This is a genomic window from Streptomyces sp. NBC_01445 (assembly GCF_035918235.1).
In the GTDB taxonomy this organism is placed as follows: Bacteria; Actinomycetota; Actinomycetes; order Streptomycetales; family Streptomycetaceae; genus Streptomyces.
In genome coordinates this window covers 8,698,208-8,724,339 of record NZ_CP109485.1, presented here as the reverse complement: position 1 = coordinate 8,724,339, position 26,132 = coordinate 8,698,208, and the positions used below count along the sequence as shown (strand labels likewise).

Annotated in this window: 27 protein-coding genes, 3 tRNA genes and 1 pseudogene; 12 read left to right on the top strand and 19 right to left on the bottom strand. The window is 68.0% G+C overall.

Annotated features, from left to right (window positions below; genetic code table 11):
• The first annotated feature begins 159 nt into the window (after window positions 1-159).
• Window positions 160-1,095: a M56 family metallopeptidase gene (locus OG574_RS39775; protein ID WP_326777122.1), complete on the top strand. Its 936-nt coding sequence runs from the start codon at window positions 160-162 to the stop codon at window positions 1,093-1,095.
• Window positions 1,096-1,168: 73 nt separating this feature from the next.
• Window positions 1,169-1,843, top strand: coding sequence for a phosphatase PAP2 family protein (locus OG574_RS39770; RefSeq protein WP_326777121.1), 675 nt, complete (start codon window positions 1,169-1,171; stop codon window positions 1,841-1,843).
• A gap of 56 nt (window positions 1,844-1,899) precedes the next feature.
• Here OG574_RS39770 and OG574_RS39765 read toward each other — a convergent pair whose 3' ends face one another.
• Window positions 1,900-2,145, bottom strand: coding sequence for a DUF2630 family protein (locus OG574_RS39765; protein WP_100598810.1), 246 nt, complete (start codon window positions 2,143-2,145; stop codon window positions 1,900-1,902).
• Window positions 2,146-2,174: 29 nt separating this feature from the next.
• Complete coding sequence (locus OG574_RS39760; protein ID WP_326777120.1) at window positions 2,175-2,759, bottom strand: GNAT family N-acetyltransferase; 585 nt, start codon at window positions 2,757-2,759, stop codon at window positions 2,175-2,177.
• A 291-nt stretch (window positions 2,760-3,050) separates the two neighbouring features.
• Between OG574_RS39760 and OG574_RS39755 the strand changes: the two genes are divergently transcribed.
• Entirely contained in the window at window positions 3,051-3,731 is a 681-nt protein-coding gene (locus tag OG574_RS39755) for a TetR/AcrR family transcriptional regulator (protein WP_326777119.1), read from the top strand.
• On the opposite strand, the gene OG574_RS39750 is transcribed toward OG574_RS39755, so the two are convergent.
• Window positions 3,719-5,221: an LVIVD repeat-containing protein gene (locus OG574_RS39750; RefSeq protein WP_326777118.1), complete on the bottom strand. Its 1,503-nt coding sequence runs from the start codon at window positions 5,219-5,221 to the stop codon at window positions 3,719-3,721. The two genes, OG574_RS39755 and OG574_RS39750, sit on opposite strands and share 13 nt — an antisense overlap.
• Before the next feature lie 83 nt (window positions 5,222-5,304).
• On the opposite strand from OG574_RS39750, the gene OG574_RS39745 reads away from it, so the two are divergent.
• The 3 genes from OG574_RS39745 to OG574_RS39735 all read left to right on the top strand — a co-directional run bounded on the left by OG574_RS39745 (window position 5,305) and on the right by OG574_RS39735 (window position 9,001).
• Window positions 5,305-5,982: a DUF305 domain-containing protein gene (locus OG574_RS39745; RefSeq protein ID WP_326777117.1), complete on the top strand. Its 678-nt coding sequence runs from the start codon at window positions 5,305-5,307 to the stop codon at window positions 5,980-5,982.
• A 95-nt stretch (window positions 5,983-6,077) separates the two neighbouring features.
• Window positions 6,078-7,427 carry an FAD-dependent oxidoreductase gene (locus OG574_RS39740; RefSeq protein ID WP_326777116.1) on the top strand — a complete coding sequence of 450 codons (1,350 nt, stop codon included), beginning with the start codon at window positions 6,078-6,080 and terminating at the stop codon, window positions 7,425-7,427.
• A gap of 179 nt (window positions 7,428-7,606) precedes the next feature.
• Window positions 7,607-9,001, top strand: coding sequence for a nucleobase:cation symporter-2 family protein (locus OG574_RS39735; protein WP_326777115.1), 1,395 nt, complete (start codon window positions 7,607-7,609; stop codon window positions 8,999-9,001).
• Here OG574_RS39735 and OG574_RS39730 read toward each other — a convergent pair.
• Entirely contained in the window at window positions 8,924-9,283 is a 360-nt protein-coding gene (locus tag OG574_RS39730) for an ArsR/SmtB family transcription factor (protein ID WP_326777114.1), read from the bottom strand. The two genes, OG574_RS39735 and OG574_RS39730, sit on opposite strands and share 78 nt — an antisense overlap.
• 165 nt (window positions 9,284-9,448) lie before the next feature.
• Between OG574_RS39730 and OG574_RS39725 the strand changes: the two are divergent.
• From OG574_RS39725 to OG574_RS39700, 4 genes and pseudogenes are all read left to right on the top strand, one after another.
• Window positions 9,449-9,772, top strand: a pseudogene (locus OG574_RS39725) (oxidoreductase); the annotation flags it as partial.
• Window positions 9,773-9,875: 103 nt separating this feature from the next.
• Entirely contained in the window at window positions 9,876-10,952 is a 1,077-nt protein-coding gene (locus OG574_RS39720) for an NADH:flavin oxidoreductase/NADH oxidase (RefSeq protein ID WP_326777113.1), read from the top strand.
• A gap of 1,144 nt (window positions 10,953-12,096) precedes the next feature.
• The gene (locus OG574_RS39705; protein WP_326777111.1) at window positions 12,097-12,825 is read left to right on the top strand and encodes a DUF6879 family protein; all 729 of its coding nucleotides are present in this window, start codon (window positions 12,097-12,099) and stop codon (window positions 12,823-12,825) included.
• A 19-nt stretch (window positions 12,826-12,844) separates the two neighbouring features.
• Window positions 12,845-13,696: a helix-turn-helix domain-containing protein gene (locus tag OG574_RS39700; protein ID WP_326777110.1), complete on the top strand. Its 852-nt coding sequence runs from the start codon at window positions 12,845-12,847 to the stop codon at window positions 13,694-13,696.
• On the opposite strand, the gene OG574_RS39695 is transcribed toward OG574_RS39700, so the two are convergent.
• From OG574_RS39695 to OG574_RS39670, 6 genes are all read right to left on the bottom strand, one after another.
• Window positions 13,683-13,883 carry a hypothetical protein gene (locus OG574_RS39695; RefSeq protein ID WP_326777109.1) on the bottom strand — a complete coding sequence of 67 codons (201 nt, stop codon included), beginning with the start codon at window positions 13,881-13,883 and terminating at the stop codon, window positions 13,683-13,685. The two genes, OG574_RS39700 and OG574_RS39695, sit on opposite strands and share 14 nt — an antisense overlap.
• A 45-nt stretch (window positions 13,884-13,928) precedes the next feature.
• Window positions 13,929-14,543, bottom strand: coding sequence for a hypothetical protein (locus OG574_RS39690; RefSeq protein ID WP_326777108.1), 615 nt, complete (start codon window positions 14,541-14,543; stop codon window positions 13,929-13,931).
• 64 nt (window positions 14,544-14,607) lie between these two features.
• Window positions 14,608-14,820: a hypothetical protein gene (locus OG574_RS39685; protein ID WP_326777107.1), complete on the bottom strand. Its 213-nt coding sequence runs from the start codon at window positions 14,818-14,820 to the stop codon at window positions 14,608-14,610.
• A 23-nt stretch (window positions 14,821-14,843) separates the two neighbouring features.
• The gene (locus tag OG574_RS39680) at window positions 14,844-15,011 is read right to left on the bottom strand and encodes a DUF6233 domain-containing protein (RefSeq protein WP_326778759.1); all 168 of its coding nucleotides are present in this window, start codon (window positions 15,009-15,011) and stop codon (window positions 14,844-14,846) included.
• Window positions 15,012-15,445: 434 nt separating this feature from the next.
• Window positions 15,446-15,877: a hypothetical protein gene (locus OG574_RS39675; protein WP_326777106.1), complete on the bottom strand. Its 432-nt coding sequence runs from the start codon at window positions 15,875-15,877 to the stop codon at window positions 15,446-15,448.
• Between the two features lie 66 nt (window positions 15,878-15,943).
• Window positions 15,944-16,405: a phage terminase small subunit gene (locus OG574_RS39670; RefSeq protein WP_326777105.1), complete on the bottom strand. Its 462-nt coding sequence runs from the start codon at window positions 16,403-16,405 to the stop codon at window positions 15,944-15,946.
• Window positions 16,406-17,147: 742 nt separating this feature from the next.
• Here OG574_RS39670 and OG574_RS39665 point away from each other — a divergent pair.
• Window positions 17,148-17,315 (top strand): hypothetical protein, encoded by a 168-nt coding sequence (locus OG574_RS39665; protein ID WP_326777104.1) that lies wholly within the window; start codon window positions 17,148-17,150, stop codon window positions 17,313-17,315.
• A gap of 107 nt (window positions 17,316-17,422) precedes the next feature.
• Here the strand turns inward: OG574_RS39665 and OG574_RS39660 are convergent, their stop codons facing one another.
• The 3 genes from OG574_RS39660 to OG574_RS39650 form a co-directional block, all read right to left on the bottom strand.
• Complete coding sequence (locus tag OG574_RS39660; protein ID WP_326777103.1) at window positions 17,423-18,697, bottom strand: IS701 family transposase; 1,275 nt, start codon at window positions 18,695-18,697, stop codon at window positions 17,423-17,425.
• Between the two features lie 52 nt (window positions 18,698-18,749).
• On the bottom strand, window positions 18,750-19,262 hold the full coding sequence (locus OG574_RS39655; RefSeq protein ID WP_326777102.1) for a DNA primase: 513 nt from the start codon (window positions 19,260-19,262) through the stop codon (window positions 18,750-18,752).
• Window positions 19,263-19,604: 342 nt separating this feature from the next.
• Window positions 19,605-19,862, bottom strand: a complete 258-nt coding sequence (locus OG574_RS39650; protein ID WP_326777101.1) for a hypothetical protein — start codon at window positions 19,860-19,862, stop codon at window positions 19,605-19,607.
• A 390-nt stretch (window positions 19,863-20,252) separates the two neighbouring features.
• Between OG574_RS39650 and OG574_RS39645 the strand changes: the two genes are divergently transcribed.
• A complete protein-coding gene (locus OG574_RS39645) occupies window positions 20,253-20,858 on the top strand; it encodes a DUF4352 domain-containing protein (protein ID WP_326777100.1) in 606 nt (201 codons plus the stop codon).
• Between the two features lie 58 nt (window positions 20,859-20,916).
• Here OG574_RS39645 and OG574_RS39640 read toward each other — a convergent pair.
• From OG574_RS39640 to OG574_RS39615, 6 genes are all read right to left on the bottom strand, one after another.
• Window positions 20,917-20,992, bottom strand: a tRNA-Pro gene (locus OG574_RS39640).
• Between the two features lie 506 nt (window positions 20,993-21,498).
• Window positions 21,499-22,020, bottom strand: coding sequence for a hypothetical protein (locus OG574_RS39635; RefSeq protein ID WP_326777099.1), 522 nt, complete (start codon window positions 22,018-22,020; stop codon window positions 21,499-21,501).
• A 36-nt stretch (window positions 22,021-22,056) separates the two neighbouring features.
• Window positions 22,057-22,128, bottom strand: a tRNA-His gene (locus tag OG574_RS39630).
• A gap of 11 nt (window positions 22,129-22,139) precedes the next feature.
• Window positions 22,140-22,230, bottom strand: a tRNA-OTHER gene (locus OG574_RS39625).
• A gap of 494 nt (window positions 22,231-22,724) precedes the next feature.
• Window positions 22,725-24,161, bottom strand: coding sequence for an IS1380 family transposase (locus OG574_RS39620; protein WP_442816945.1), 1,437 nt, complete (start codon window positions 24,159-24,161; stop codon window positions 22,725-22,727).
• Between the two features lie 327 nt (window positions 24,162-24,488).
• On the bottom strand, window positions 24,489-26,120 hold the full coding sequence (locus tag OG574_RS39615; protein WP_326777097.1) for a recombinase family protein: 1,632 nt from the start codon (window positions 26,118-26,120) through the stop codon (window positions 24,489-24,491).
• Window positions 26,121-26,132 lie beyond the last annotated feature (12 nt).

The following is a 26,132-nucleotide window of genomic DNA, read 5'->3' as shown; positions in this document are numbered from 1 at the left end:
GCGCAGGCCGGGGCCGTTGAGGTGCCGCTGCGAGCCCGTACGGACAGGGATCCCGGGAAACTGCTCCATTGCGGACAACTGTCCGCTCAAAACCGTGGCGTACGTCACTTGACGCGACAGCCCGTACCCTCCGGTAGCCCCGGCTCATAGGCTGAGGCCATGACGGTCCCCGTAGCACTGCTGCTGCTCGGCACCCTCGCCGCTGTCCTCGCCCCACGCCTTCTCGCGCGGGCCGAGTGGCCGGAGCGCGAGCCGGTGGTTGCCCTGTGGGTGTGGCAGTGCGTGGTGGCCGGCGTCCTCCTGTGCTGCGCGCTCTCGATGACGCTGAGCGCGGCCGCCGCCTGGCAGGCCGTCCGCGGCCATGTGTTCGCGTCCGCCCCGCATGCCGTCGTCGACGCGTACGCGCTCCGGGCGGCCGGCGGATGGGCGGCGACGCTGGCCGTGACGCTCGCGCTCGGCGGGCTGTGGACCGCGGCGATGCTCGCCCGGGAGATCTTCCGCTCGGGGGCGAGGCGCAGGCAGCGGCGCGCCGAACTCCTGGTGCGTTCCCCGCTGTTGCCGGGCGAGGAGCCGGGCAGCGACCGACTCGTGGTCCTCGAAGGCGAGCGCCCCGACGCCTGGTGGCTGCCGGGCGCCGCGCCCCAACTGGTCATCACGACGGCTGCCTTGCGCCGCCTCAAGGGCCGTCAGCTGGACGCGGTCCTCGCGCACGAGATGGGCCACGCGCAGTGGCGGCACGACTGGCTGCTGCACTGCTCGGGTGCGCTGGCCACGGGCTTCCCGCAGGTTCCGGTCTTCGCCGCGTTCCGCGACGAGATGCACCGGCTCGTCGAACTGGCTGCCGACGACATGGCGTCGCGCCGCTTCGGACGGCTGACCATCGCCCTCGCCCTGGTCGAACTCAACGAGGACCGCGGGGTGTTCGGCCCCTGCCCCACGCCGCAGGCCCATGTGCCGCAGCGCGTGCACCGGTTGCTGACCCCGCCGCGGCGGCTCACCCCGGCCCGGCGTCTGCGCCTGACCGCCGCGGCAGCCCTCGTACCGGTGGTGCCGCTCCTGGTGACGTTCGTGCCGGGCCTGCGCGCGCTGGGCTGACCGACGACCCGAGCCGGACGCGCCCGCTCCGCATGATGGCCACCGGCCCCGTCCATGGGTGAGGATCTTCCCCATGCACCCGGCACCGGTCGACTCCCCGTCCCGCCCCCGGCATCCGCGGCCCGCACGCGCGACGGCGGTGCTCGCCGCCCTCAGCGCGCTGCTGCTGATCGCGGTGGCGATGCGCTGGGAACCGCTGATGACGCTGGACGACGAACTGGCGCGCACCGTCCACCGCTGGGCCGTCGACGATCCCGGACTGACGCAGGTGAACCGGGTTCTGACGGACTGGTTCTGGGACCCGTGGACGATGCGCGCCCTGTGCGCCGTGGTCGTCGTCTGGCTCGTATGGCGCCGTAACGCCTGGTGGCTCGCGCTATGGGTGGTGGCCACATGTGCGGTGGGCACACTGATCCAGCAGGGTCTGAAGGCGGCCGTCGGCCGTGACCGCCCGGTGTGGACCGACCCCGTGGACTCCGCGCACTACGCGGCTTTCCCCTCCGGGCACGCGATGACGGCGACGGTGGTGTGGGGGCTGGTCCTCTGGCTCCTGCGCCGCTACGGCGCGGGCCGCGTCCTGTGGCGCACGGCGTGCGCGCTCGCGGTGGTGTCGGTCGTCGGCGTGGGCCTCACGCGGGTATGGCTCGGCGTGCACTGGCCCTCGGACGTACTCGGCGGCTGGCTGCTCGGGGCACTGACGGTGACCGTGTCGGTGACGGCGTACGAGCGGCTCGCAGCGAGCAGGTGACCCGTCAGGGCAGGACCGTCAGGGCAACGTCAGGGTGTGCCGTCACGACTGGGCCGTCACGACTGATAGCCCTCGACCTGCGACTCGGGCCTGGCCCTCGCCTCGTCGGGGTTCTCGCCGAACTCCGTCTTGGCCCGGCGCTGGCGCAGCAGGTCCCAGCACTGGTCGAGTTCGCGTTCCACGGCGGCAAGGCGCTCGTGCTCGGTCGCCCCGTCGATCTCACCGGAGGCGAGCGACGCGCGGAGCCGCTTCTCGTCGTCGACCATCGCCGTGATCCGGGCCAGGATCTGCTCTTGATCCATGTCGGTACGCCTCCTAGGTGGCCTGTCCGTCACCCCTGGCCCACTGTAGGTAGGGTTCGCGCGGTGTGCGATCCGGCTCCGGCGGGCGCCCAGTACCTCAGCACCCCGTCGTCGTCGCGCGAGTCGTCCCGTACGCCACCGCAGGCCTCGATGACGCGGCGGGAGGCGGCGTTGTCCGTGTCGCAGGTGATCAGCGCCGGATCGACGCCCAGGCGCGCGGCGAGCGGGAGGGCGGCGCGGAGCATCGCCGTGGCGTGTCCGCGGCCGCGGGCGCCGGGCCGTACGTCGTAGCCGATGTGCCCGTCGCGCAGCCAGGCCTCGGTGAGGCGGTGGCGGATCGCGAGGCGGCCGAGGTAGGCGTCCCCGTCGACGTACCAGAGGGTCGTGCACTCGACGTCGTACTGCAGGATGCTGCGCGGTCCGTGGGTGAGCCGCATGCGGGCGACGTATTGCGCGAAGACCGCCGGGTCCTGCCAGGTGTCTCCGTACGCGCGCAGGCTGAGCCCCGCGGTGGAGTCGTCGTCGGGCCCGCCGGCGCCATCGGCGCGGGCCTCGTCCATGGCGGCGAGGAAGGAGGCGTGGACGCGGACGTCGGGAGCGATCAGCTGCGGCATCGGGCCAGTGTGCCCGTGAGGCGTCCGCCGCGGTGGGGATTTCCGGCACCGGCGGCCGTACCGGAAACCCTTGCCGGAATCCCGTATCCCGTACCGGAAACCCGTACCGGGCCGGTGTCCGGACGGCGCCGACGCCGTCCGGACACCGGCCCGGCAGGTCCGGGTGCATCCGACGATCCCCCGCGTCGCCGGATACACCCGAGAGCCCTGGCCAAAGGTTCCGGAAAGGGCCCTCTGACAGGGACGTGCTGAGTATACTGGCTGTGAGCCAGTCAACGCAGGAGTTACCGGATGTCCCCGCGCAGCGCATCGGTCAACGAGGAGTTGCGACGGCGATCCCGCGAGCGGCTTCTGCAGGCGACGGTCGAGCTCGTCGGGGAGCGCGGGTACGACGCGACGACCCTCGGCGACATCGCGGACCGCGCCGGTTCGGCGCGGGGCCTGGTGTCGTACTACTTCCCCGGCAAGCGGCAGCTGCTCCAGTCCGCGGTGCACCGCCTCATGCACCGGACGCTGGAGGCGGCCCTGGAGCGCGAGCCGCACACCGAGGACGGGCCGGAACGCCTCGCGCGGGCCGTCGACGCGATCCTCGGCCTGGCCGTCGACCACCCCGTCCTGATGCGGACGCACATGGCGGGGATCCTCCAGGCCGAGGGCTTCGTGCAGTGCCCCGAGCAGCAGCGGCTCGCCGAGCTGCTGCGCGACACGGTCCTGCGGAACGGCTCGCTCAGCGTCGACCGCGACTATCCGCTGCTGCGCTCCCAGCTGATGGGTGCCGTGTTCGCGGCGCTGGTCCCGGGGGCGCCGATGCCGCTGCCGACCCTGCGGGCGGATCTGTTCGCCCGGTACGGGCTCGCGTGGGAGCTCGGAACCCCGCCGGACGACGCGGCGCCCGGCGGGAGAAGCCCGGAGAGCGCTCCGGACTTCTCCCAGTACTTCGAGCCGGGGCGTCCCGGGTCTCAGTCGAAGTAGTCCGGCTGCGTCTGGACGTTCAGCTCGCCCATTCGGACCCGCTCGGCCGGGTCCGTGCGCCGGTCAGTGAGCTTCAGGACGTCGAAGCCCTTGGCGATGTCGTTCGAGTAGATGTAGCCGTTGTAGTAGTACGCGGACCAGGCACCGCCCACCTGAAGGGTGTCCGTGGTGAGCGGACCGCGCTCGAAGTACCCGATCTCCTTCGGCTTCGAGGAGTCGGTGAAGTCCCAGACCGAGACGCCGCCCTGGTACCAGGCCTGGACCATGATGTCCTTGCCCTTGACGGGGATCAGCGAGCCGTTGTGGGCCACGCAGTTCTCGGTGTCCGCCTGGTGGCGGGGGATCTTGAAGTAGCTCTTGAAGACCAGCTTGCGGTGGTCGCCCTTGCCCACGACGGCGTAGATGCCGTCAGCACCGCGGTCCGGCCCGACGGCCTCGTTGCAGGTGGCCGCCCCGCCGCCGCCGAGCTCGTCCGTGAAGATGACCTTGTCGGCCTTCTGGTTGAACGTCGCCGAGTGCCAGAACGCGAAGTTGGTGTTGTCCTCGACCTGGTCGATGACCTTCGGGTTCTCGGGGTCCTTGATGGAGAACAGGATGCCGTCACCCATGCAGGCGCCGGCGGCCAGGTCCTTCGAGGGCAGGACCGTGATGTCGTGGCAGCCGGTGGTCTTGGAGACGCCCGGGTTGGTGGGTCCGCCCGGGTTGCCGCCGCCGTCCGGCCCCTCACCGGGGAACAGCACGGGGAAGTTCACCGTCGCGGCCTTCTCGGGTGCCTTGCGGGGCACCTTGATGACGGAGATCCCGTCGTGCGGCGGCTGGCAGTCCGGGAACGTCGCGCTCGGTGAGTACGAGGAGACGTACACGTAGACGTTCTTCTTCTCCGGGACCAGCGTGTGCGTGTGCGAGCCGCAGGCGGTCTCGACGGCGGCGACGTACTTCGGGTTCCTCTTGTCGCTGATGTCGAAGACCTTCATGCCCTCCCAGGAGGACTTCTCCGTGGCGGGCTGGGTGGTGCTGGCACAGGAGTTGTCGCTGCGCGAGGAGTCCGTCGACAGGAAGAGCAGGTCGCCGGAGACGGAGACGTCGTTCTGCGATCCGGGGCACAGGACCTGCGCGACGGTCTTCGGGGCCTTCGGGTTGCTGATGTCGAAGATGCGGAAGCCGTCGTAGTTGCCCGCGAAGGCGTACCTGCCCTGGAACGCGAGGTCCGAGTTGAAGCCGGGCAGCGCGTCCTTGGGGATGTTGGTGAGATGTTCGATGTTGTCGGAGTGGACGACCTCGTCCTGGGCGGGTATGTCGCCGTTCGCGATCGCCGCCCGGGTGTCGGCCGCCGCGCTCTTCGAGAGCCGCTCGGACTTGGCCGGGGTGTCGCCCGGATCCGGGGTCGCTGCCGCCGGGCTCCCCATGAGCAGCGCGGCCAGCAGCCCGGCCGCGGTCGTGGCAACTCCCAGGCGTCTGCGTCGCGTTCGGGACGTGTCCAACAGGGTCACTGCTGTCTCCCTCGTCGAGGACTTCCCCGCATCCCCCGTTCACGCGGGAGCGGAGCACGGACCCCACGAGTATCGTCTTCATCATGCACAGATCAACAGATGGCAACGTACTCGTCATGAAAGTTGTTCTGCCGTTGACGGTCGCGGTGGCCGCGCTCGTACTCGGCGGCTGTGACACGGCGCCGGACAGCGGGGGCGCTGACACCAACTCCCGTGCGCGGCCCGGACCTTCGGTGATCGCGCCGGGCAAGCCGGGCGAGGGCGCCGAGACGCTGTCGGCCGAGGACGCGCAGAAGCGCAGGCCGGACGACAGCCCCAACTCGGCCGACTTCAGTTACGCGCAGATGATGATCGCGCATCACACGCAGGCCCTGCAGATGACCGAACTGGCCCCGAAGCGGGCCGAGTCGGGCCAGGTCAAGCGCCTCGCGGAGCGCATCGCCGCGGCGCAGGGGCCCGAGGTCGGGGCCATGGAGGGCTGGCTCAACTCCCACGGCAGGGAGCGCGAGAGCGGCGGGCACCACGAGCACGGGGCGATGCCTGGAATGGCGACCGAGGCGCAGCTGAAGACCTTGCGCGCGGCGCACGGCGCGGCCTTCGACGAGCTCTTCCTGAAGCTGATGATCACGCACCACACCGGGGCGGTCACCATGGCGACGGACGTGCTGTCCGAGGGGAACAACGTCCAGATCGAGGAGATGGCGAACGACGTCATCGCGCAGCAGACGGCCGAGATCGGGCGCATGCGGAAGATGTCCTGACGCCCGACCGGTGAGCTCCGCGCGCCCCACACCCTCCCGGCCCGGCCCCCGTGGTGTCATGCTGGAAGTCCGTCGGCCTGCGGAAGGAGTCCGCCGTGCTGCGCGTCGCCGTTGTGGGGTCGGGGCCGAGCGGGGTGTACACCGCGCAGAGCCTGGTCCAGCAGGAGCGGGTGCCGGACGTCCATGTGGACGTCCTCGACCGGCTCCCCTGCCCGTACGGCCTGGTGCGCTACGGCGTGGCACCGGACCACGAGAAGATCAAGTCGCTGCAGAACAATCTGCGCACGGTTCTGGAGCACGAGCGCGTCCGCTTCGTCGGCGGCGTCGAGATCGGCCCCGGCCTGCCGCCCGGCCGGCTCCTGGAGATGTACCACGCGGTCGTGTACTGCGTGGGCGCCGCCACCGACCGCCATCTGGGCGTACCGGGCGAGGACCTGCCGGGCAGCTGGTCGGCGACCGATTTCGTCTCCTGGTACAGCGCGCATCCGGACGCGGTGGCCGAGGGGTTCGTACGGGGTGTGGAGTCGGCCGTCGTCATCGGCGTGGGCAACGTCGCCGTGGACGTCACGCGGATCCTGGCCCGCGGCGCGGCCGAGCTGGCGCCCACCGACATGCCGCAGGCGGCGCTCGGCGCGCTGGCCGACAGCCGGGTGCGGGACGTGTACATGGTGGGACGGCGCGGCCCTTCGCAGGCCCGGTTCACCACCAAGGAGCTGCGTGAGCTCGGCACGCTGCCCGGGGTCGAAGTGGTCGTGAATCCGGCCGAGTTGGCGCTCGATCCCGCCTACCTCGACCCGTCGGGGCTCCCGGCGGCGAACCGGCGGAACGTCGAGGTGCTGCGCGGCTGGGCCGAGCGCCCGTCGCCGGGTCTGCCCCGCCGCATCCATCTGCGCTTCTTCCAGCGGCCGGCGGCACTCCTGGAAGGGGCGGCGGGCCAGGTGTCGGGCGTACGGTTCGAGCACACCGCGCCGGACGGCTCGGGCGGCGTGAGCGGCACCGGCCGGTTCGACGACATCGACGCGCAGCTCGTCCTGCGCTCGGTCGGATACCGCGGAGTGCCCTTGGACGGGCTGCCGTTCGACGCGGCCACCGGGACCGTGCCGCATCGCGAGGGGCGCATCCTGCGGGCCGGCGAGGTCTCGCCCGGCGAGTATGTCGCGGGCTGGATCAAGCGCGGCCCGACGGGCGTGATCGGCACCAACCGCCCGTGCGCCAAGGAGACCGCGCAGTCACTGCTCGACGACGCCGCGGCACTTGCCGCCGGGGACGTTCCGGATGACGCGCTCCCCGGCCTTCGCGCGGCGGGCTGTGCGGCCGTCGAGTGGCCCGGGTGGCTCGCGATCGAGCGCGCGGAGGCGGAGCTGGGCCGGTCCCTGGGGCGCGGCCCGGTGAAGATCCCGGACTGGGCGGGCCTGCTGGCGGCTGCCCGCGACGGGACGACGTAGCGTCTGAGCAGCGATACGCACTGTCGCGTGGCGCCCGGGAACGGCGACACATCCCGGCAACAGTCGCGAAATCAACAAAACGTTTAAGCCCCATACGGTCTCGTGCTGTCCGCCTCGTCCCTCGCACCCGCACCCGCATCGCCTGCGCGTTCGCGTTCCGACAGCCCCCTGGAGTGCCCATGGCAGCCCCGGCCGCCCCACCGTCCGTACACCCCGTCGACGAGGTGCCGCCCGTGCGGCAGCTGGCCGTGTTCGGTTTGCAGCACGTGCTCGCCATGTACGCGGGCGCGGTGGCCGTACCGCTGATCGTAGGCGGCGCGATGAAGCTGTCGCCCGCCGACCTCGCGTATCTCATCACCGCGGATCTGCTGGTGTGCGGCATCGCGACGCTGATCCAATGCGTCGGGGTGTGGCGGTTCGGCGTCCGGCTGCCGATCGTGCAGGGCTGTACGTTCGCCGCGGTCTCGCCGATGGTGATCATCGGCACGACGGGCGGCGGGCTTCCCGCGATCTACGGGGCGGTGATCGTCGCCGGGCTCGCGATGATGCTGCTCGCGCCGGTCTTCGGCAGGCTGCTGCGCTTCTTCCCGCCGCTGGTCACCGGCACGGTCATCCTGATCATCGGTGTCTCGCTGCTGCCGGTGGCGGGCAACTGGGTCGCGGGCGGGGCGGGTACGGAGGACTTCGGCGCCCCGAAGAACGTCGCGCTGGCCGCGTTCGTCCTCGTGGTGGTCCTGGCCGTGCAGCGGTTCGCGCCGCCGTTCCTGAGCCGCGTCGCGGTGCTTGTCGGCATGGTCGTCGGGACGGCCGTCGCGGTGCCGACCGGTTTCACGGACTTCGGCGGTGTCAGTGACGCGCACTGGGTGGGCATCAGCACGCCGTTCCACTTCGGCACGCCGACGTTCCACGGCGCGGCGATCGCGTCGATGCTGATCGTGGCGCTGGTGACGATGACCGAGACGACGGGCGACTTCATCGCGGTGGGCGAGATGACGGGGCGGCCCGTCCAGCCGCGCTCGCTGGCGGACGGCCTGCGCGCGGACGGCTTCTCCACGGTCCTCGGCGGCGTGTTCAACACGTTCCCGTACACCGCGTTCGCGCAGAACGTCGGCCTTGTGGGCATGACGCGGGTGCGCAGCCGCTGGGTCGTCGCCACGGCCGGCGGGATCCTGGTCCTGCTCGGCCTGCTGCCCAAGCTGGGCGCGGTCGTCGCCGCCATCCCGGCGCCGGTGCTCGGCGGCGCGGGCCTGGTCATGTTCGGCACGGTCGCGGCGAGCGGTGTGCGGACGCTGGCCCGGGTCGACTTCGCCGGCAACCACAACCTGACGGTCGTCGCCGTGTCGGTCGCGGTGGGCGTGCTTCCGGTGGGTGTGCCCGGGATCTACGCGAAGTTCCCCGACTGGTTCCAGACAGTCATGACCAGCGGGATCAGCGCGGGCTGCATCACGGCCATCGTGCTCAACCTGCTGTTCAACCACCTTCCGGGAAGCGGGAGTTCAGCCCTCGAGCCGGCCGTCCTGCCGGGCGGCGGCCGCGAGAACGCTGTCGAGCAGCCCGGGGAAGAGCACCTCTAGATCGGCGCGGCGCAGCACGCTCATCTTGGCGGTGCCCCGGTACATCTGCCGGATCACGCCGCTCTCGCGCAGGACGCGGAAGTGGTGCGTGGTGGTCGACTTCGTGACGGGCAGGACGAAGTGCGAACAGGAGAGCTCCGCGTCCTCGCCCTCCTCGGCCGCCAGCTCCCGCACCACCCGCAGGCGCATCGGGTCGGCGAGCGCGTGCAGCACCGACTCCAGGCGGATCTCGTCACGCGTGGGGTGAGCAAGCGCCCTGCTGCTCGGTGCGGCGGTCGTCACGGCGGCTCCACTTCGTTCGGCCCGGTGTGCGGATGGGGGTGGCGGGTGCGTTCCGGTTGCGTCAGGCCCATTGTACGAGACCTGTCGTAGTTTGACAGGTGCCGTACTACGATGCCTATCGTACGAGGACCCGCCACGCCCGTCGTGAACGTATAGGAGTCTGCCGTGAGCGCGCTGTTCGAGCCCTACACCCTTCGGTCGCTGACCATCCCCAACCGGGTCTGGATGCCGCCGATGTGCCAGTACAGCGCCGCTCCCGAGGGCCCGCTGACCGGCGCCCCGAACGACTGGCACTTCGCGCACTACGCGGCCCGCGCCGCCGGCGGCACCGGACTCATCATCGTCGAGGCCACCGCTGTCAGCCCCGAGGGCCGCATCAGCCCGTACGACCTCGGTATCTGGAACGACACGCAGGTCGAGGCGCTCCGCCGGATCACCGACTTCCTCAAGGCGCACGGCACCGTCCCGGGCATCCAGCTCGGGCAGGCCAGTCTTACCAAGTATCAGGGCACCATGCCGGCCGACTTCGCTCTCTGCGCCTGACCCTGCCTCCACCCCGCTGAACTGCCCAAACTGCCTCAGGAGTCATCCGGTGACCGAACTCTTCACGCCCTACAAGCTGCGCGATCTCACCATTCCGAACCGCGTATGGATGGCCGCCATGTGCCAATACAGCGCCGCCCCGGAGGGTCCGGAGACGGGCGTAGCGACGGACTGGCACTTCGCCCATTACGCGGCTCGTGCCGTCGGCGGGACGGGCCTGATCATCACTGAGGCCACAGCCGTTAGCTCTGAGGGCCGCATCTCTCCGTACGACCTCGGCATCTGGAACGACACGCAGGTATCAGCGCTGCGCAAGATCACGGACTTCGTGAAGAGCCAGGGCGGCATCCCCGGAATCCAGATTGCCCACAGCGGGCGCAAGGGCTCGACCGACCGCCCGTGGAAGGGCGGAGCGCCCGTCGGCGCGGACGAGCACGGTTGGCAGCCCGTCGCGCCCAGCGCCGTGCCCTTCGACGACGGGCACCCGGTGCCGCACGAGCTCACCACGGACGAGATCGCGGGCGTGGTGGGCCAGTTCGCGGACGCTGCTCGCCGTGCGCTCGCCGCAGGGTTCCAGGTGGCGGAGGTCCACGGCGCCCATGGGTACCTCGTCGGGCAGTTCCTGTCTCCGCACTCCAACAAGCGCACGGACGAGTACGGAGGGTCGTTCGAGAACCGCGCCCGATTCGCCCTGGAGGTCGTCGACGCTATTCGCGCCGTGTGGCCTGACGACCTCCCCCTCTTCTTCCGCATCTCCGCTACTGACTGGCTGGAGGAAGGCGGATGGACCGCTGACGACACGGTTCGCCTGGCGACTCTTCTCCGGGATCACGGGGTTGATCTCTTCGACGTCTCCACCGGAGGCAACGCCCCCGGCGTGCGGATCCCGGTGGGTCCGAGCTATCAGGTCCCGTTCTCGTCGCGCGTGAAGAACGAGACGCCGATGCCGACGGCAGCTGTCGGCCTCATCACTGAGCCGGAGCAAGCGGAAAAGATCCTCACCAGCGGTGAGGCGGACGCGATCCTCCTAGGCCGTGAACTCCTGCGTGACCCTTACTGGGCGCGCCACGCCGCACGCGAGCTTGGTGCGGAGGTCTACACGCCGAGCCAGTACGGCCGCGCCTAGACACGACAAAGCCCCGCCCACTCCCCCAACAGTTAGGAGTGGACGGGGCCTTCGCCGCCGGAGCGGGCAGGGTCCCTAACGGCGACGCCGGAACCCTGCCGCCCCTCCGCGCGCCGGAGTGGGAGCCCCTGGCACGCGGGTATGTGGTGGGAGATCACTCCCAGTAGAAGATGCCGCCCCCAGGGAGAGCGGCCTCGTGGCTCGGGTGGTGGCCGTCAGGGAGCGCGCATCGGACGATGAGAGCCGAGAGGTCTCGCTGACACACCGCCAAAAGACTCCGCGCCAGGAGATGCGGGATCGTGGACACAGCGATGCACGGGGGCGGCGACGTCATAGCCACGGCCCCCGTCTCTCCTTCTGGCTCGCCTCCAGGCACGTCGGGGCACACGCCCACAGCTCGATGCGCACCTTCAGCCCGTGACGAACCTCTGTGATCGGAGGGAGCGCCCGGTCCTCGTAGAGCCTGGCGCCACACAAAGCACACGCCCAGCCCCGGAGCTGATCGCCGTTCAGCCGGCGCAGGTTGGGCGCCTCCACGGCGGCCGTCATGAAGGCACCCGCTTTAGGAGTGACCCCTCCGCGACGGATGCGCGGCGTCTCTCAGCCTCGTTTGCCGGTCGGACGTGAGCGGGGTCGGCGTCCCACTCACGTCCACCACCCGGAGGGCGGAGCTGGAGATAGGGCCCTGTACGGCCCATGACGCGGCCGAGTCTGTCGTTCCTCGTGTCGACGACGAGTGCGCCGACTTTATGGTTCACCGTCACGCCCCTTGGCCCCCTCGTCGGATTACGTCGGCCAGTCGAGAGGCGACGTCCGCCCGGACCCGCCCCAGATTCACGAGGCCGGGACCGAATGACGCGTCGTCGACGCCAAGGGACGGAAAGACGATTCCCGCCTCATCAAGTGCCGCCCGCAGGGACTCAGTTACTTCCCGCGCTTCGGCGTTATCCGGCTCTCGTGTCTTCGCCATGAAAGGGACGCTAGGGACGTCACCCGGTGCAGCGGGAGCCCACTTTCGCGAAATTTCGCGGTGACCCTCTTGTCTTTCGCTCTATTTCTCACGAGGCTATTGGTAGCCGGTGGCTCAGCGCCGTCACGCCCGGCGATCCTTTGTGGACCCGAACCTGAACGAGAGGACTTGGCCATGCCACGACGACTCCGGTTCAACGGCACAGGATCAGGCGAAGGCGGATGCCCTGCGGTACACGAAGACCTGGATTCCGGAGAGGTCATCGTCCACGGCCCGCCGCTCGAAGACCCCGCGGACATCGCGAAGTTGCAGCATCTCGACGCGGGGGAGGTGGCGGTCGTCATTCCCAGGAACACGCTCGTAGACTTCGGCCCGCGCGACGAGACGCCTCGCGTCATCGACCTGGACGCGTTCGGCCGACTCTTCGAGAACTTCAAGCACACGGCGTGGAGGCTTGAGACGCGCGGGCGGTACGCGTCGGACGAGGCGACGTCGACCTACGCCCAGTTCGTCGCCGAGGAAGAGCCGGCGTGGGACTATTCGTCCTCGTGGTGCCAGACGATCAAGGCAAAGACCGCTGACGGCGCCCGCGTCGAACGCGTCCGCCTCGTCGACTCCCCTTCAACCATCGGGCAGCGCTACTTGACCGCCCACGCCGTGAAGAACACGGCGCTTGGGGAGGACATTCGCAACCTCAGCCGCGCTGACGCGGATCGGCTGCTCCTCGGGGACGAAGACTTCTGGATCTTTGACTCCCGCATCGTCGCCCGCCTCGTGTTCGACGAGGACGACAACTTCACAAACGCCGAACTGATCACGGAGCCTGCGGCCGTTAACCGGCATGCACAGCTCCGTGACGCTGCCTGGCACTACGCCGTGCCGTACCAAGAGTTCAACGACTAGCCACGAACGAGCGTGACCGGTGACGACCGACTATCAGCAATCGCGCGAGGCTCTCGGGGAAAGGCTCCGAGAGCTCCGCTTCAACCACCCTGACGGGCGGCTCACCGGGGCACAGCTCGCGGAACGGCTCGGGTGGTCTGCGGCCAAAGTCTCCAAGCTGGAGAATGGCCGGCAGACCGCCACCACCGACGACCTCCGCGCGTGGGCGGACGCAACGGGCCAGCCTGAAGCGTTCGAGGAACTGCGCTCCAGGCTCGCCGGCTTCGAGTCACACATCCGCTCGTGGCGCCGCCAACTCGCCTCCGGACACCGCGCCGCACAGGACGCCCACAACACAGCTCAGGCCCACGCCACGGTGCTACACGCATGGGAGTCGTCGTGGGTCGTCGGCATCCTCCAGACGCCCGACTACGCGCGATCGATCTTCACGCGCTTCAGCGAACTGCACCGGTCGCCACGCGACGTGGAGGACGCCGTCCGAGCGCGGATCAAGCGTCAGGAACTCCTCTACACCGGGACGCGCCGCTACCGAATCATCATGTGGGAGGCCGTCCTCCGGGCCATGGTCTGCCCGCCCTCCGTGCTCGCCTCCCAGCTCGACCGCCTGGCCGGCGTCGTCGGCATGGACACCGTGGAGCTAGGAATCGTGCCGTTCGGCGCGTCACTGAAGCTGCCGCCGGGGTCCGGGTTCTGGATCTACGACGAACGCCAGGTCGTCACGGAGACATGGCACTCCGAGCTGTGGCTAGAGGACGCGGACAGTGTCGCCACATACATGCGCGCGTGGAAGACGCTGGAAGAGTCCGCGGTCTACGGCGCCGACGCGCACAACGTCATCAACGCGGCTCGGAGAACGCTCAGTTCCCGTTGATCTCGTCCTCGCGCGACGGCACGCGGGCCGCGTGTTCGGCGAGCAGCCACGCCGCGTCGTCCCTTAGCTCGTCGTCCCTCTCCGCGGTGCCGGCAAGGACGTCAAGGAGCGCATGAGCCTCGTCGAGGCTGAGGAGCGGAAGGCGGTCATCGTGTATGGGGCACCCGTGGTTGTGGTCGGGGGGCACGGTGCGGCGAAGGGCGGGGGAAAGGGTGTTCCTGTGGATTGCGGTTCAGCGCAGCCAAACCAACACGGTTCCTACGAGGAGAAATGCGAACGACACACCACCTGCCAGAACACTGAACAACTGCTGCCGCTGCTGCTCGTCCACGGTCAGCTCACGCGTGATGGTCACACCCACAAAGGGATCAAATGACGTGACGACACGCTCCTCTGGGCCGTCGACCAAGACGGTGTACGTGCAGCGCTGCTTGACTGCGAGGAGTGCGGGGTTGATCTCCAGATGCTCCCCTGCAATCAGGGTGCTGGGCGCAACACGCGTTACTGGTGTCGACTCAGCGCTGAGCACTGCAACGATCGGGGTTTTGAAGTCAAAGACCAGGCCGTCATTGTTGAACTTGTCACTGGTTACTTCACGTCTTGAAGGGTTCCAGATCTCCAACCTGACTACTCGCGGGTTGGTGACGGGTGCGCCCCCGTGAAACACGGCAAGATCTGGATCCGAGGTGCTCAACAACGATGTGTTGGCGCGCTCAGCCCACCGCAACCGCAGTCGCCGCCCCTGCATGAACACGGCGACCACACCACCAGCGGCCCCCAACAGCCCGCTGACGATGCCAACAAACAACGCACTCTGATACCAGGGGTCCCCCGCGGCAATGACCATGCGGAGTATCTACATCACACAGCCCGCAACTGCCAACACGCCCTACACGCACGACCGTTCACACTCACGCCGCTTCGTAGTGGTGCGCCCGGCCGCCGTGCCACTTCACCCACGACGGATCCTCAAGCAGGTCCTCCGCGTCCGGCAAGCCGGCACGTCGGAGGAACTCCACGACGTCCCGGTCCGAGTTCGCAAGGCCGAGAATCTGCCCGCGCACCGTCACCCGCCGGCCGCCTGTGCCGAGCACCGGGTGAACAACTATCAGCGATATCGCCATATCTCCAGGGTGCGGCGGTCCGATCACTTCAGCACCCCCAACCCCGTATCCGGCCGGCAGTGTGTGCAAGCCGGGACGCCCTCTGTCACGGCGCGGAGTGCTTGGCCTCGGTCGACGCCGCGCGAGCGCTTGCCCGCCACGTGGCACTCACCAACGTGGCCGTACACGGGCGCCCGGCCTCCGAGCCCCATCTCGATCAGCCACTCCGGGGCCGGTGGACGCTCCCGCTCGCCGCGCGTGCGCTCGTCCTCGCGGCGCTCCGCCTCCTCGATCCACCGCCGGGTACGCCAGAGGTCGCGTTCCAAGGAGCGGAGCATGTCCAGTTCAGAGCTTGAGCCGCCGCCATGTTGCGGGGGCCTCATGTGACCGCGAAGCTTGAGCGCACGCCATCGAACCTTGACTGAGGCGAGTTCGTGTCATCGAAGTGTCATCGCACTGGTCAGAGACGGAGAGGCGGCGCCCGTCGACAGAATCGGGGCCACCGAGGAGCGCGGGGTAATACCGCATGATCAGAAAACGCCCTAAACCAGGTGGGAAATCTGTCTAGATTCCAGTCGTTGATTCCCTGCGACAGCGATAGCGGCGTAGACGCAGGGTGGGCCTCACGAATGAACGGGCAGACAGATCAGCGGACGGCACTGCTCATGCTCGTCGACTGCGGCACCGTGTACGTCGCCTTCGAGCACCCGTCGTTCGGCACTGCCCTCTTGGTCGGTGTTGGCGTGGCGACGCTGCTGCACCTCCTGATGCAGGGACGCTGACCCGTGCCAAAGCCCAGCCCCCACGGGTCGCGGTAGACCTCTCCGCCCTCTGCCCAGCCGGCGAAGCGCGCAGGGCCGAAGGCTTCGAAGAGGCCGATGCGGGCGCCAAGTCCGCTCTTGTCACAGCCCTTCGGGCGGGAGAAGAACGCACTGTCGTAGAGGAGGCGACCCTCGTCGTCATCGACGGCGTAGCAGTCCACGACAAAGCCTGTGTACTCGTCGCCGTGGCGTACAGGCTCGCCCTGGACGTCGCCAGGACTGTGGACGACGAAGTACTCCATCCATGCGACCGCCATCCACCCGAGCGAAGCGGGAGCGGTCATGACCGGGAGCGCGCACGATTGCGCGCGGCATCCGGCCTCCTAGCCTGTGAGACGCGCTCTGCGCGAGTTGATGTCGGAGACGTTGCCCGTAGGGCTGGGGCCTACGTTCTTCCTACTCGTTGGGGATTCATCGACCTTCAGCTTCAGGCGAGCGCGGTCCTCCGGCGTGGCGCCGAACTTGGCTGCCCTGAGCCGGACTTCGGAAGCGAACTCCCATCGGCCCTTAGCCCACCTCGTTTGATGCATGAGGGCGGTGTCGATGAGGAAGAGCCAGTCCGTTGCCACGAACGTCTGCGCCTGCGGCGACGTTCGCCAGGAGTTCCACCAGAGCTGAGTCATCGAGTGCCACTCGACAGGAACGCCGTCTTCCTCGCCGAGAACGCCCGCGGGGAGTTCGGGGCCGCGGAGTTCCTCGTCATTGGTGATTACGGTCTCTGGCTCACCGGCGTTACGCCGGCGGCGCTTGGTCGGGTCCTTCGGGGCGGGGCCACGGCCTCCCATGGGCGCTCCTCCAATCGGTTCGCGGAACGGGCGAGAAGAGTCCGTATTGCGGCATTTTGGAAAGGTCATCTAGCTTTGGCGATACGGACCTTCGGCACCCACCCAACCGCACGCCCCCATAGGGGGTTGGCGGCACTCAGTGCCGCTTATAGGCCCAACGGTCGACCCCTAGTGCACTCTGCTGGGCCAGCTGGGACATGCTGAGGGCGTCGCACGAAACCAGATCAGCCGGGCAGAGCAAGGGACTTAATGGAGGGTCAGCTCATGGAGATCGAACGAACCGCCCCCGCACTCGACATCCGAATCGGCGGGTTCCGCATGACCCTTCAGCGCGTCCCCGTGCGCCTGCTGACGGCGTTGATCACCTGCGCTGGATCTGCGCTCACGGCATGGATCACAACGCGATGAACATGCATCAACCCCGTGCCTGCGCAAGTCCCTTACGGAAGCGCGATGAGCCAACCCGCCAACGTTGCAACACAAGCAAGCACCGCCGTGGTGTTGCGCCGGCGGCGCTTGGTTGTGCCCTCTGGGGCGGGACCTCGTCCGGCCATCGGCGCTCCTTCCGTCTCGGGTGAGCCAGCATCCTTTTGCGGCCAGCGCCCCAGTTCACGGGTACATGCCGAAGATTCTTTCGTTTCCTGGGTTCCATGCGGTAAATTTTGCGGCGTACGCTCGCGCTTGTGCGCGAGTGAACTCGTCACCCTGTGAAAGCAGTTAGAGCCCCGCGGGAGGAACCGCCGTGCCCAAGATCGCGCCACCCTCCGACGCGTCGAAACCCAAGCGGGATCCCGCCTTCGAACTGCGCTGCGGCGGCATCCGGGTGACGATTGATCGCGTTCCCACGTGGCTCGTGACCACGGTGACCACCGTTGCCGGAAGCGGAATCGCATGGTGGACCCAGCGGTAATCGACTAGTAGGACTCCGTTAGGTCGCTCTGGATCTTGGGTTCTGGCTGGCGGTGGATGTTCTGGGCAAGGGGCGGTGGCAGGTGGTGCAGGTGCCGGTCCAGCAGTTCAGCAGGTCCTGGATGGCGTCGAGGATCTGGTAGAGGCTGAGTCCGCTGTATCGGCTTTTGGGACCAGGCGCTGTTCGGTGAGGAACGCGTGGGCGGCGGTGACCAGGGTGACGTGGTGGTGCCAGCCGGTCCAGGAGCGTCCCTCGAAGTGGTCCAGGCCGAGGCCGTGTTTGAGTTCCCGGTAGTCGTGCTCGATGCGCCAGCGGATCTTGGCGAGGCGGACCAGTTCAGCAAGCGGGGTGTCGGCGTGCAGGCTGGACAGCCAGTAGCCGGTGGGTTCTTGGGCGTCCTCGGGCCATTCGACCAGCAGCGTCACTTCGGGCAGAACACCGTCCCAGTAGCCGTGTTCGGCGGTGGCTGCGGCCTGGGCCAGGCGGCGGGCCCTGACCCCGGCCGGCCGCACCCGCAGCGCCACAAAGCGCGAGCGCATCGGCCCGCGGGAGCCTTCCCGCCAGGTCACCTCGGTGAACGCCTGCCGCCCATGGCCGGCCGCCAGCGCGGCCACCGAGGACGCCTTGTCGCGGTAGCGGGGCTGCGGCTTGCGGCCGTTGCCGGACCACACCGGGGCGGTGGGCTGCGCGTCGTGCGGATGGACGGTCACGTCCGAACGGACCGCCACGACATATGTGATGCCCCGCTCGCTCAGGCCGTCGCGGAAGTCGGCGTTCTGCCCGTATCCGGCGTCGGCCACCACCGGAGGCACCAGCCCCCACCCGGCCAGCTCGTCGAAGGTGTCCAGGGCCAGCCGCCACTTCTCCCGGTGCCCGGCCTCTGGCGGTATCCCGGTCCTCTGCCGCCGTCCGGCATCGTCCGCCCACTCCTGGGGCACGAACAACCGCCACCGCAGCGGACAGGAGGCGGTGTCGGAGACCGCGTGCACGCTCACCGCGACCTGACAGTTCGCCTGCTTGCCCAGTGCTCCGCAGTACTGGTGGGCGACAGCGACCGACATCCGTCCGTCCTTGGGAAACGACACATCATCGACCGCCCAGGCATCCGGGCCGATCAGCGGCACCAACCGCTCGGCGATCCGCCGCCGCACCGGCACCGGATCCCAGGTCGACTGGTTCACGAACTGCTGCAGGTTCTGCTCATTGCCGTCCGGCAGCCGCGACGCCATGGCCTGGATGGACTTGCGGCGACCGTCCGTCATCAGTCCCCGCAGATAGCAGTCACCCTTCGCCCGCTGATCCTTGCGCGGCACCGACGCGAACACATCAGCCACGAATAACGCCAACTTCGCCCGAGCACGGTTCACTTCATGTGCGTCCACACACTCACCATGCTCCTGAACACGACCGACCGAAAGACCTAACGGAGTCCTACTAGCGCAAGAGTCCTTCGACCGCAGGCGTGACATCGGCAAGGATCGACGGGGCGTTGCCATGTCGGCGCCCCGTCATTGCGATGTAGCGGCCGGTCCCGTAGATCTCTACGGCCGTACCTTCGGGGCGCCGGATCTTCCGTCCATGGCGGACATCAGCGCCACCCCAGATGTGCAGTCCATCGCCGGACGGTGACACCTCTACGTAGGTGGCGCCTGCGTCGCGGACGATGGCAGCCGCCCACGGGGCGAGTTGCCCAGTGAGCGGGTTCAAGCAGTGGTCCAGGTCGAGACAGACGATGTCGTCGACGTCCGAGAGGACGAAGCCCAGACCGACGCCGGCCGTCGAAGCGGCGGCTTCCTTGTGCGTGCTCCAGGTGCGGGGGCGCGTCGACGATGCCGCCATGCCGGCGACGGTCAACGGGCGCTTGTCCGCGGCGCGTCGAACCCACCTGTCGCGGGTCGTCAGCTCGTAGGGAGTCGCATCCTTCTTCGCCGCGCGGTGCGATGCCACACGACAACGGGTCGAGCAGAAGCGCGCGCGGTGTGAGTGCCGCGCCCCCAGGTGCTCCGAGCACCGCTCGCATTGTCGTGTGTTCATGGCTCCATCTTAGCGCGGCGTGTAACGGTAGAACAGTGTTTGACCTGCATTGATTCAAGTCGAGCGCGTACCGGATCGCTGTGTCGCCGCCTCCCGTGTCGGGGTCTTCGGCAGTCCAGCGGGCCGGCGTTCGGGCCTCCAGGAGGCGCCTGCGGACGCCTCAGCCACATCCCCCAGACCCGTACAGAGCACGAGGCCCAGCACCTTTACGGTCGGCAAGGTGGCCGGCAGGGGGTCACCCCCCTGGGGTCAGGGCTAGTCGATCTTGGCTGCGAACCCGGCGCGCGGCTCGCGACGATCACCGTCAGCTAGCTCGCCCTTGATCTCCAGGCGGCTCGGAACGAGCGTGATCGTCACCGTCGTGACGGAACGATCGCGATCACTTCCAACGCTGATCTTCGGAGCTCTTGCGAGTCGACCAACATCAACACCATTGACTACGACGCGAGTCACTAAGACTCCGTCCTCACCCGTGTCGTCGGCCTCCTCCAGCACCACATAGGCACCGCTCATGGGCTAGTCCTCCAGGGCGGGGTGTGTGGTGGTAGGGCGGGCAGTACGCACGCGTGTGAGGGCCGCTGCTGAGCCGCCTTCACTACTGCTCTTGTGCGTGTGATGCCAGGTGCACAGAAGCTGTAGGTTCGCATCGCTGTGGTCGTCACCGTGGACAATGTGGTCCACGTCAGTACCAGGCAAGCCGCACTGTGTGCCATCGCTGTACGTGGCTACACAGACGCCCTTGTCACGGCGGATGATGCGGCGTCGTATGCGCGGCCAGTCCTTAGGTAGGCGCTGCCTGCGTGTACTTCCCTGCCACGCCATAGCGCCTCCTCATCCCGCGCTTGTGCCTTACGCTGACTGCTCCATGCGGCCAGGGGAGGCCGCTGTTCCATGGGGGTTGCTATGCGTGCCTACATTCGCCGTGCCGCTTTGCTGACGGCACCTGCCGTCCTCGTCGCCGTACTGAGCGGCTGCACGAGCGCGGATGCCGACGTCGACAGGGCGACACCCAGCACGCCAGCTGTTGAGGCGTCCGCCTCGTTCGACAAGGTGGACGCCGGCAAGGAAGCTGATGCCCCGCCAGCGCCGTTGCTGGTCGTCGGCACGAGCGGTCCGTTCGACGTCTTCGACGACACAGGCGAGTCGGTACAGACGAAGATGAACGTCAAGGTGGAGTCCGCGAGGTACGTCACGGCCGCGGAACTCGACACGTCGAACAAGCCTGAGCATGGTCAGTACGTCGTCCTGAAACTCACGCTGAAAAACGTCGGCAACGCGCCTGGACGGTTCAGCCCGTACGGCGCAATGAAGTGGCAGGACGACAAGACGGCCGCTCAGGACTGCACGACGCTGGAGTCCGTCGATGGGCAGGACGTCGACACGGAATACGGGCCGGACCAGTCCGTGACGGGGTCCGTCGTCCTGGACGTCCCGCGCAAGGGCGGCACCGTCACGTACTACGACACGCCAGGAACGGGGGCCTTCGCGGTGCTGTTGCCGAAGGCCTAGCTCGGGACGTAGCTCAGCCCCGCACGCGGGATCTCTCCTCCGCGGCGGGGCTGCGTGTTGGTCGGGACGGGAGGATTCGAACCTCCGACTCCCCGCTCCCAAAGCGGGTGCTCTGACCGCTGAACTACATCCCGTCAAATTAGTCAGTTTGCACGTCATGGGAGTTACGCTTGAGGTGCTAGGAACATAGGAAGTGACGCAGTCCCAGCGCTCGATGTTTCGAAACCACGCTGCACAGCGTGGACGCTTGAAACGCCCAGCGGAGAGACAGTCGAGAAGGTCTCTCGCCGTCCGCGGAATGTGTCACTACCGAAAAGGGCGCGCCATGTGGCCGCTACTGGAAATGTTCGCTCTCACCATATTCGGGTTCGGGAGCATCCTTCTTTTCATCAGGATATCTATCAACGCCTGAGTTTATCCCCGGGCAGATTGAATGGTGGGAGTGGACCCTGCATCGGCTAACTAGCAGCTCCACGAGGCACCGAGGGTCGAATCCCTCCCTGCCTCACCTCGTTGTCCCCGACACCCTTGGAGCTGGCGCCGCACATAGCATCGCCGTCGCATCGCCAGACGGGCGTGACCCCGCCCTAGCTCCAGCGGCGCACACCGTGGCTCCAGAGGCCCGCCAGGCGTGCTGCGTCTAGGCGGGCGTCTCCACGTCCGTATGAATGGCGAGCTTGAGCTCCGCGAGCATGAGCGGCGTCGAACGCTTCGCGTCGCCGGCTCCCCGGGCCGCTACCTTCAGGCCCAGCGGGGTCCCGCGGCGTACGAACATCTGCCACATGTACGAGCGGTACTGTCCGCCCTTCGTCGGCGTGCTGTCGCTCGTCGCCGTGGCGTCGTAGCCCGTCGACAAGCCGAGCGGGTCACGGACGAACCGCGCCCGGTACTCCAGGGCGTCAGGATCCGCATCCCAGAACACGAGCGCGGACAGTACGCCCCAGCCGTCGTGAGAGGGCCAGATGAGCCCGGAGCGGGCGTCGGGGAACTTCGACGCGGCAGAGCCGCCGTTCTTCGGGTCGTGCATCTTCCACGGGTCGTAGGACTCGCCGGCGGTCGTGTAGGGGAAGCGGACGAGGTGGTAACCGTCCTTGTCGTTCGTGATCTTCTGCGACCCCGCGACGCTGGCGTCCCACTTCAGGGAGGACACCACAACGCTCATGCTCGCTCCTCTGTCAGTGCACGGAAGTTGCTTACGTCCCTTCGCCCGGAGTCGAACCGGGATCAGCGCGACCACAACGCGCGGCTCTAGCCATTGAGCTACGAAAGGTGTGTGACGAGCCGTCGCGGACGGGATTTGAACCCGTGTCGTCCCGACAGTCCCGCATGTCTCAGCGGGGGCCGGCGCTCTGCCTGACTGAGCTACCGCGCAAGCGTGCGCATCGCTCCGGCTCGTCGTGCGCCCCTGGCGCCTCCCGGTCTGCCCCGGGTCATCGTCATGGACGGCTTCCTCGTCCCCGCGGGACGAGACAGCTATGGGACGACCGGGGCCGCTCTACCGCGCGTCTACCCGGAGGAGAGTGCGGGGAGCGCAGGAGCGGCGCCGGTCGTCAGGGAGGGAAGCGGACGCCGCGCCATTCGCCGGCGTCGCGGTCCTTCCCTCCTACCTCTGTTATGGGTCGCGTGTGACGCGGCAGTGATCTTGCTCCGCGCCCGCCCCTCCCGGGGCCGCGCACGAACTGGCAAACTAACCCCCTATTTCACAAACCTCTTAGCCTCGCCGTTTCGGTTGCGGCGATGAGGCGTTGTTGAGGGGTAACTGTCGGGTGGCCCACGCGATTTCGGTGTTCGGACATGACAAAAGCCCGGCGCGGTGGTCGGGTTCTCCAGGGTCCTTCGGGTCGTGGGCGGTCAGGGGTTTGCCGGTCAGTCGGCGGGACGGGGCAGTGCGGCGAGGCGATGGAAGGCCGTGGCCAGTTCGTTTCTCCAGGGCCAGGTCGCCGATATCCGCAAGCGCAGGCGTCGGCCGCCGCGGGTGAGGCGGGCGGCAACGTGCAGGAGCCGGTAGCGAAGCTTCTTCGGCTCGGCAGACGCGAGTTCTCCGTCCAGCAGCAGGACGCGCGTCCAGGCCAGCAGATCGATCGCCGCGAGGCTGAGTTCGAGCCAGACGGCGTTGACGGCGAAGTCGCGGGAGGGGAAGCGGCCGAAGCCGGTGGTCTTGCCGCACCGGATGTGGTCTTCGACGGTGGCATGCCCGCGGTGGCGGACCTCCAGGAACTGGGCGGATCCGCCGCCGGAGTATGGGGTGTCGGTGAGGAACGCCTGATGGCGCAGGCCCTCGTCCTGGTCGAACAGGGACAGCTGGGCTCCTGGGTGCGGCCGCTCCCGGCGCACGATGATGCGGGTGCCGGTCGGATAGCCGCCCAGATCGACCATGCCAGTCAGCTCGGCCACCTCTGCGCCATCACGCAGGGTTCCGTCCTGGTCCAGGGCGGGATGCCAGAGGCGGTCGGGCATGGCCCGGACAGCACGGCGGACCGGCTCGGTGATGGCGTATCCGACCGAGAAGAAGGTACGAATTCCTCGTTTCCGCAGGTCGCGGACGTGGGCGAGGAAGGCTTTCGCGGATCCGGCACTGTCGGCGCGGACCAGGATGTCGATGCCGTGCCGGTGAGCGTCGGGGATTTGCGCGAGCGCCTGGTCGAGCACCGCAATGTGATCGGCGGCAGTGTTGGCGCCGGAGTTCCCGGGCCGCAGCCGCCCCGACACGGCCTCGCCGGTGTTCGCGAGGAAACACAGCAGCGGATGGAAGCCGAAGCCGCCCTTATAGGTGGGTGCGGCCTGCTCTTTCTCGGAGTGGCAGGTGACCAGCGTGGCGTCGAGGTCCAGAACCAGGCCGGGAAGCTCTCCTCCGCCGGCCCGAGCAGCAGGTAGGCCCCCGCTGGTCTCGGCAGCCTGCATCCAGGCGACTTCCCGAGCGTGGGCACGCGCCGAGCGCAGAGAAGCCAGTGTCCTCCCGTCGGTGTCGGCGAGCATTCGCCAGGCCGTCGGTGTCGAGGCGACCGAACCGAACACCCCTGCCTGGTCCCGCAGTACGGCCAGGTCCGCGATGGCCTCACCGCCGTCGGCGAGCATCACCGCCAGGTCGGTGGCGATCCGGCCCGGATCATGCCCAGTCCCGCGCGGCCGAAGCGGCCTGAGCGCGGTGGAGTACGAGGCGGTGAGCCCGGTGGCATCAGCGAGATCAGCCAGTAACCGTGCCCCGGCATGACCGACCACCCCCGAACCATCTGCACTGACCTGGATCTTGGGACGCAACCCGATAGCCTGCACGTAGAAAGTGCCCTCCGCCTGGACCGACAGAACCCCTCAGCAAGGTTCATCGTCCCAGGTCAGGAAGGCACTTTCGCGTTTCCGCCCCAAAGCCAGCCGCAACCAAGTGAAACGGCGAGGTTAACGCGCGTTAGAGGAAATTGAAATAAGGGGTTGGTTTGACACTTTGACCCCCAGAATGGCCACCCACGTCACTCGGCGTAGCGAATCCACAGAATTTCGTCACTCCCTGGAGTTATCCACAGCATCCTGTGGACGACGCGGACGGCTGCCGACGTCGACGAGGCGGCCAAACTCGCGCCGGGAGCCCCGACGTTGACCCGCCGGGGCTCCCAACTCCTTTACCTGAACGTGACCTTAGAGACCCTCTTGGTAAGCCACGTCATCCAACGCGTCCTGCACCGGGTCGACGTGCTGGCCGACGTGGAAGCGCAGTCGCGTGGAAATGTCCGGGCGCCACCCTTCAGCCGGCAGCGCCTCCACGCGCACGCCGACAGACCGCATGAGGACAGCCTTAGCGGCCCAGTCGGGGGCTGCCCTCCAGGCGTCGCCCCACGTCTCGTCAAGCTCGACGAGCTTTTGACTGGCTGGCACGAACGGCTGCTCCCGCAGCTCTTCGAGACGGTTGGAGCGCCCAATTAGCTGCTTCTCCACGGCGTCAGCCGCGGGTCCACGGAGGCGGGCCAGGCGAGCGGACAACTGGTCTACGTCCGACTGGAGTTCCTCGATTTCCGGGCGATGGTCAATGCCGGGTGTGGTGATGACCTGAGTGCGACGGAATGGCCCGATGTGGGCCAGGAACTGACCATCGATCCACTCGAATACCTCTACCGCCTTCATCGAGATGCCCGGTACGCCCTCGGGGTGGTACTTGCCGTTGCACCTGAAGATGTCGACGCGGACATCGGTACGAACGCGGTTCTTCCCCTTGCCCTTCGTCTCCGATGTCCAGGACTTGACTAGGTTCCTTTCACAGATGGAGCACTCTAGGATTCCCAGGAGCTCGTGCCCGTCGCTGCGCGGCTTCCCTGCCAGTCCGTTTTCCAGGAGCTTCAACGCCTCTTTGAGCTCGTAGGAAGTCGCGTCGTCGATAAGCGGCTCCGCCTGGAGGATCGGGGCGCCGTTGTCGTCGCGAACCACCGTGCCGTCACGCTTGACGGTGTGGCCCCGATTCAGTGCGGACTGAAGCATGTCCCGCACAACGGTGACGTTCCACGCGCTTTCCGGATCCAGGTCACGCGGCGGGGTCGCGAGCAACGCCCGGTGATTCCACGGCGTGATGGCGCTCATCTCCTCCAACCAGCGGAGAATTTCGGTGTAGTTCTTCCCCGTGACAGCACGCGCGATCATCCCGAGTCGGATCTCCGACGTCGATCGCGTGGGGTCGTCGTCCGTGTGCCTGAAGAGCCACCAACCCTCCTTGCCATCCTCGAAGACCTTGCGCCCCGGCGCCCAGCCGTAAGGCACAGGACCGCCGGCCCAGCGCCCGAGCGACTCAAGATGTGCTGCCGCACCCTGAGTGCGCTCCATGATCGTCTGCCCCTCCATCTGGGCAGCGAACGCGAGAATGAGCATGATCAGCTCAGACATGGGCGACGCGAAGTCCAGCTCCAGCATGTCCCCGCCGGGCCCGGACGCGAAGATGAGCCGCTTCCTGTGCTTCTTCGCGTAGCGCCCAAGATCCGCCATGTCCGCCATAGAGCGAACCGCGCGGTCCATGCGCTGCCAGATCAAGACGTCCCAGAGTTCGGGGTTCTCCAGCCAGTACGCTAGTTCCGGGCGCTCCCACGGCGTCGTTTTGATGGCGGAGATGTCAAGGTCCGTCGCCCAACCGACGAACTCACCGCCCACGCGCCGTTGCGCGCCAATGATCATTTCCTCTTGGACTTCAGGCGACGTAGTGGCGTCGGTGAAGCGGCTCAACCGCTTGGCCCCGACGACGCGTAGCCCTCCCCAGTGCGGCGCTCGCCGCAACTCTCCATCGGCCATGGGTACAACGAT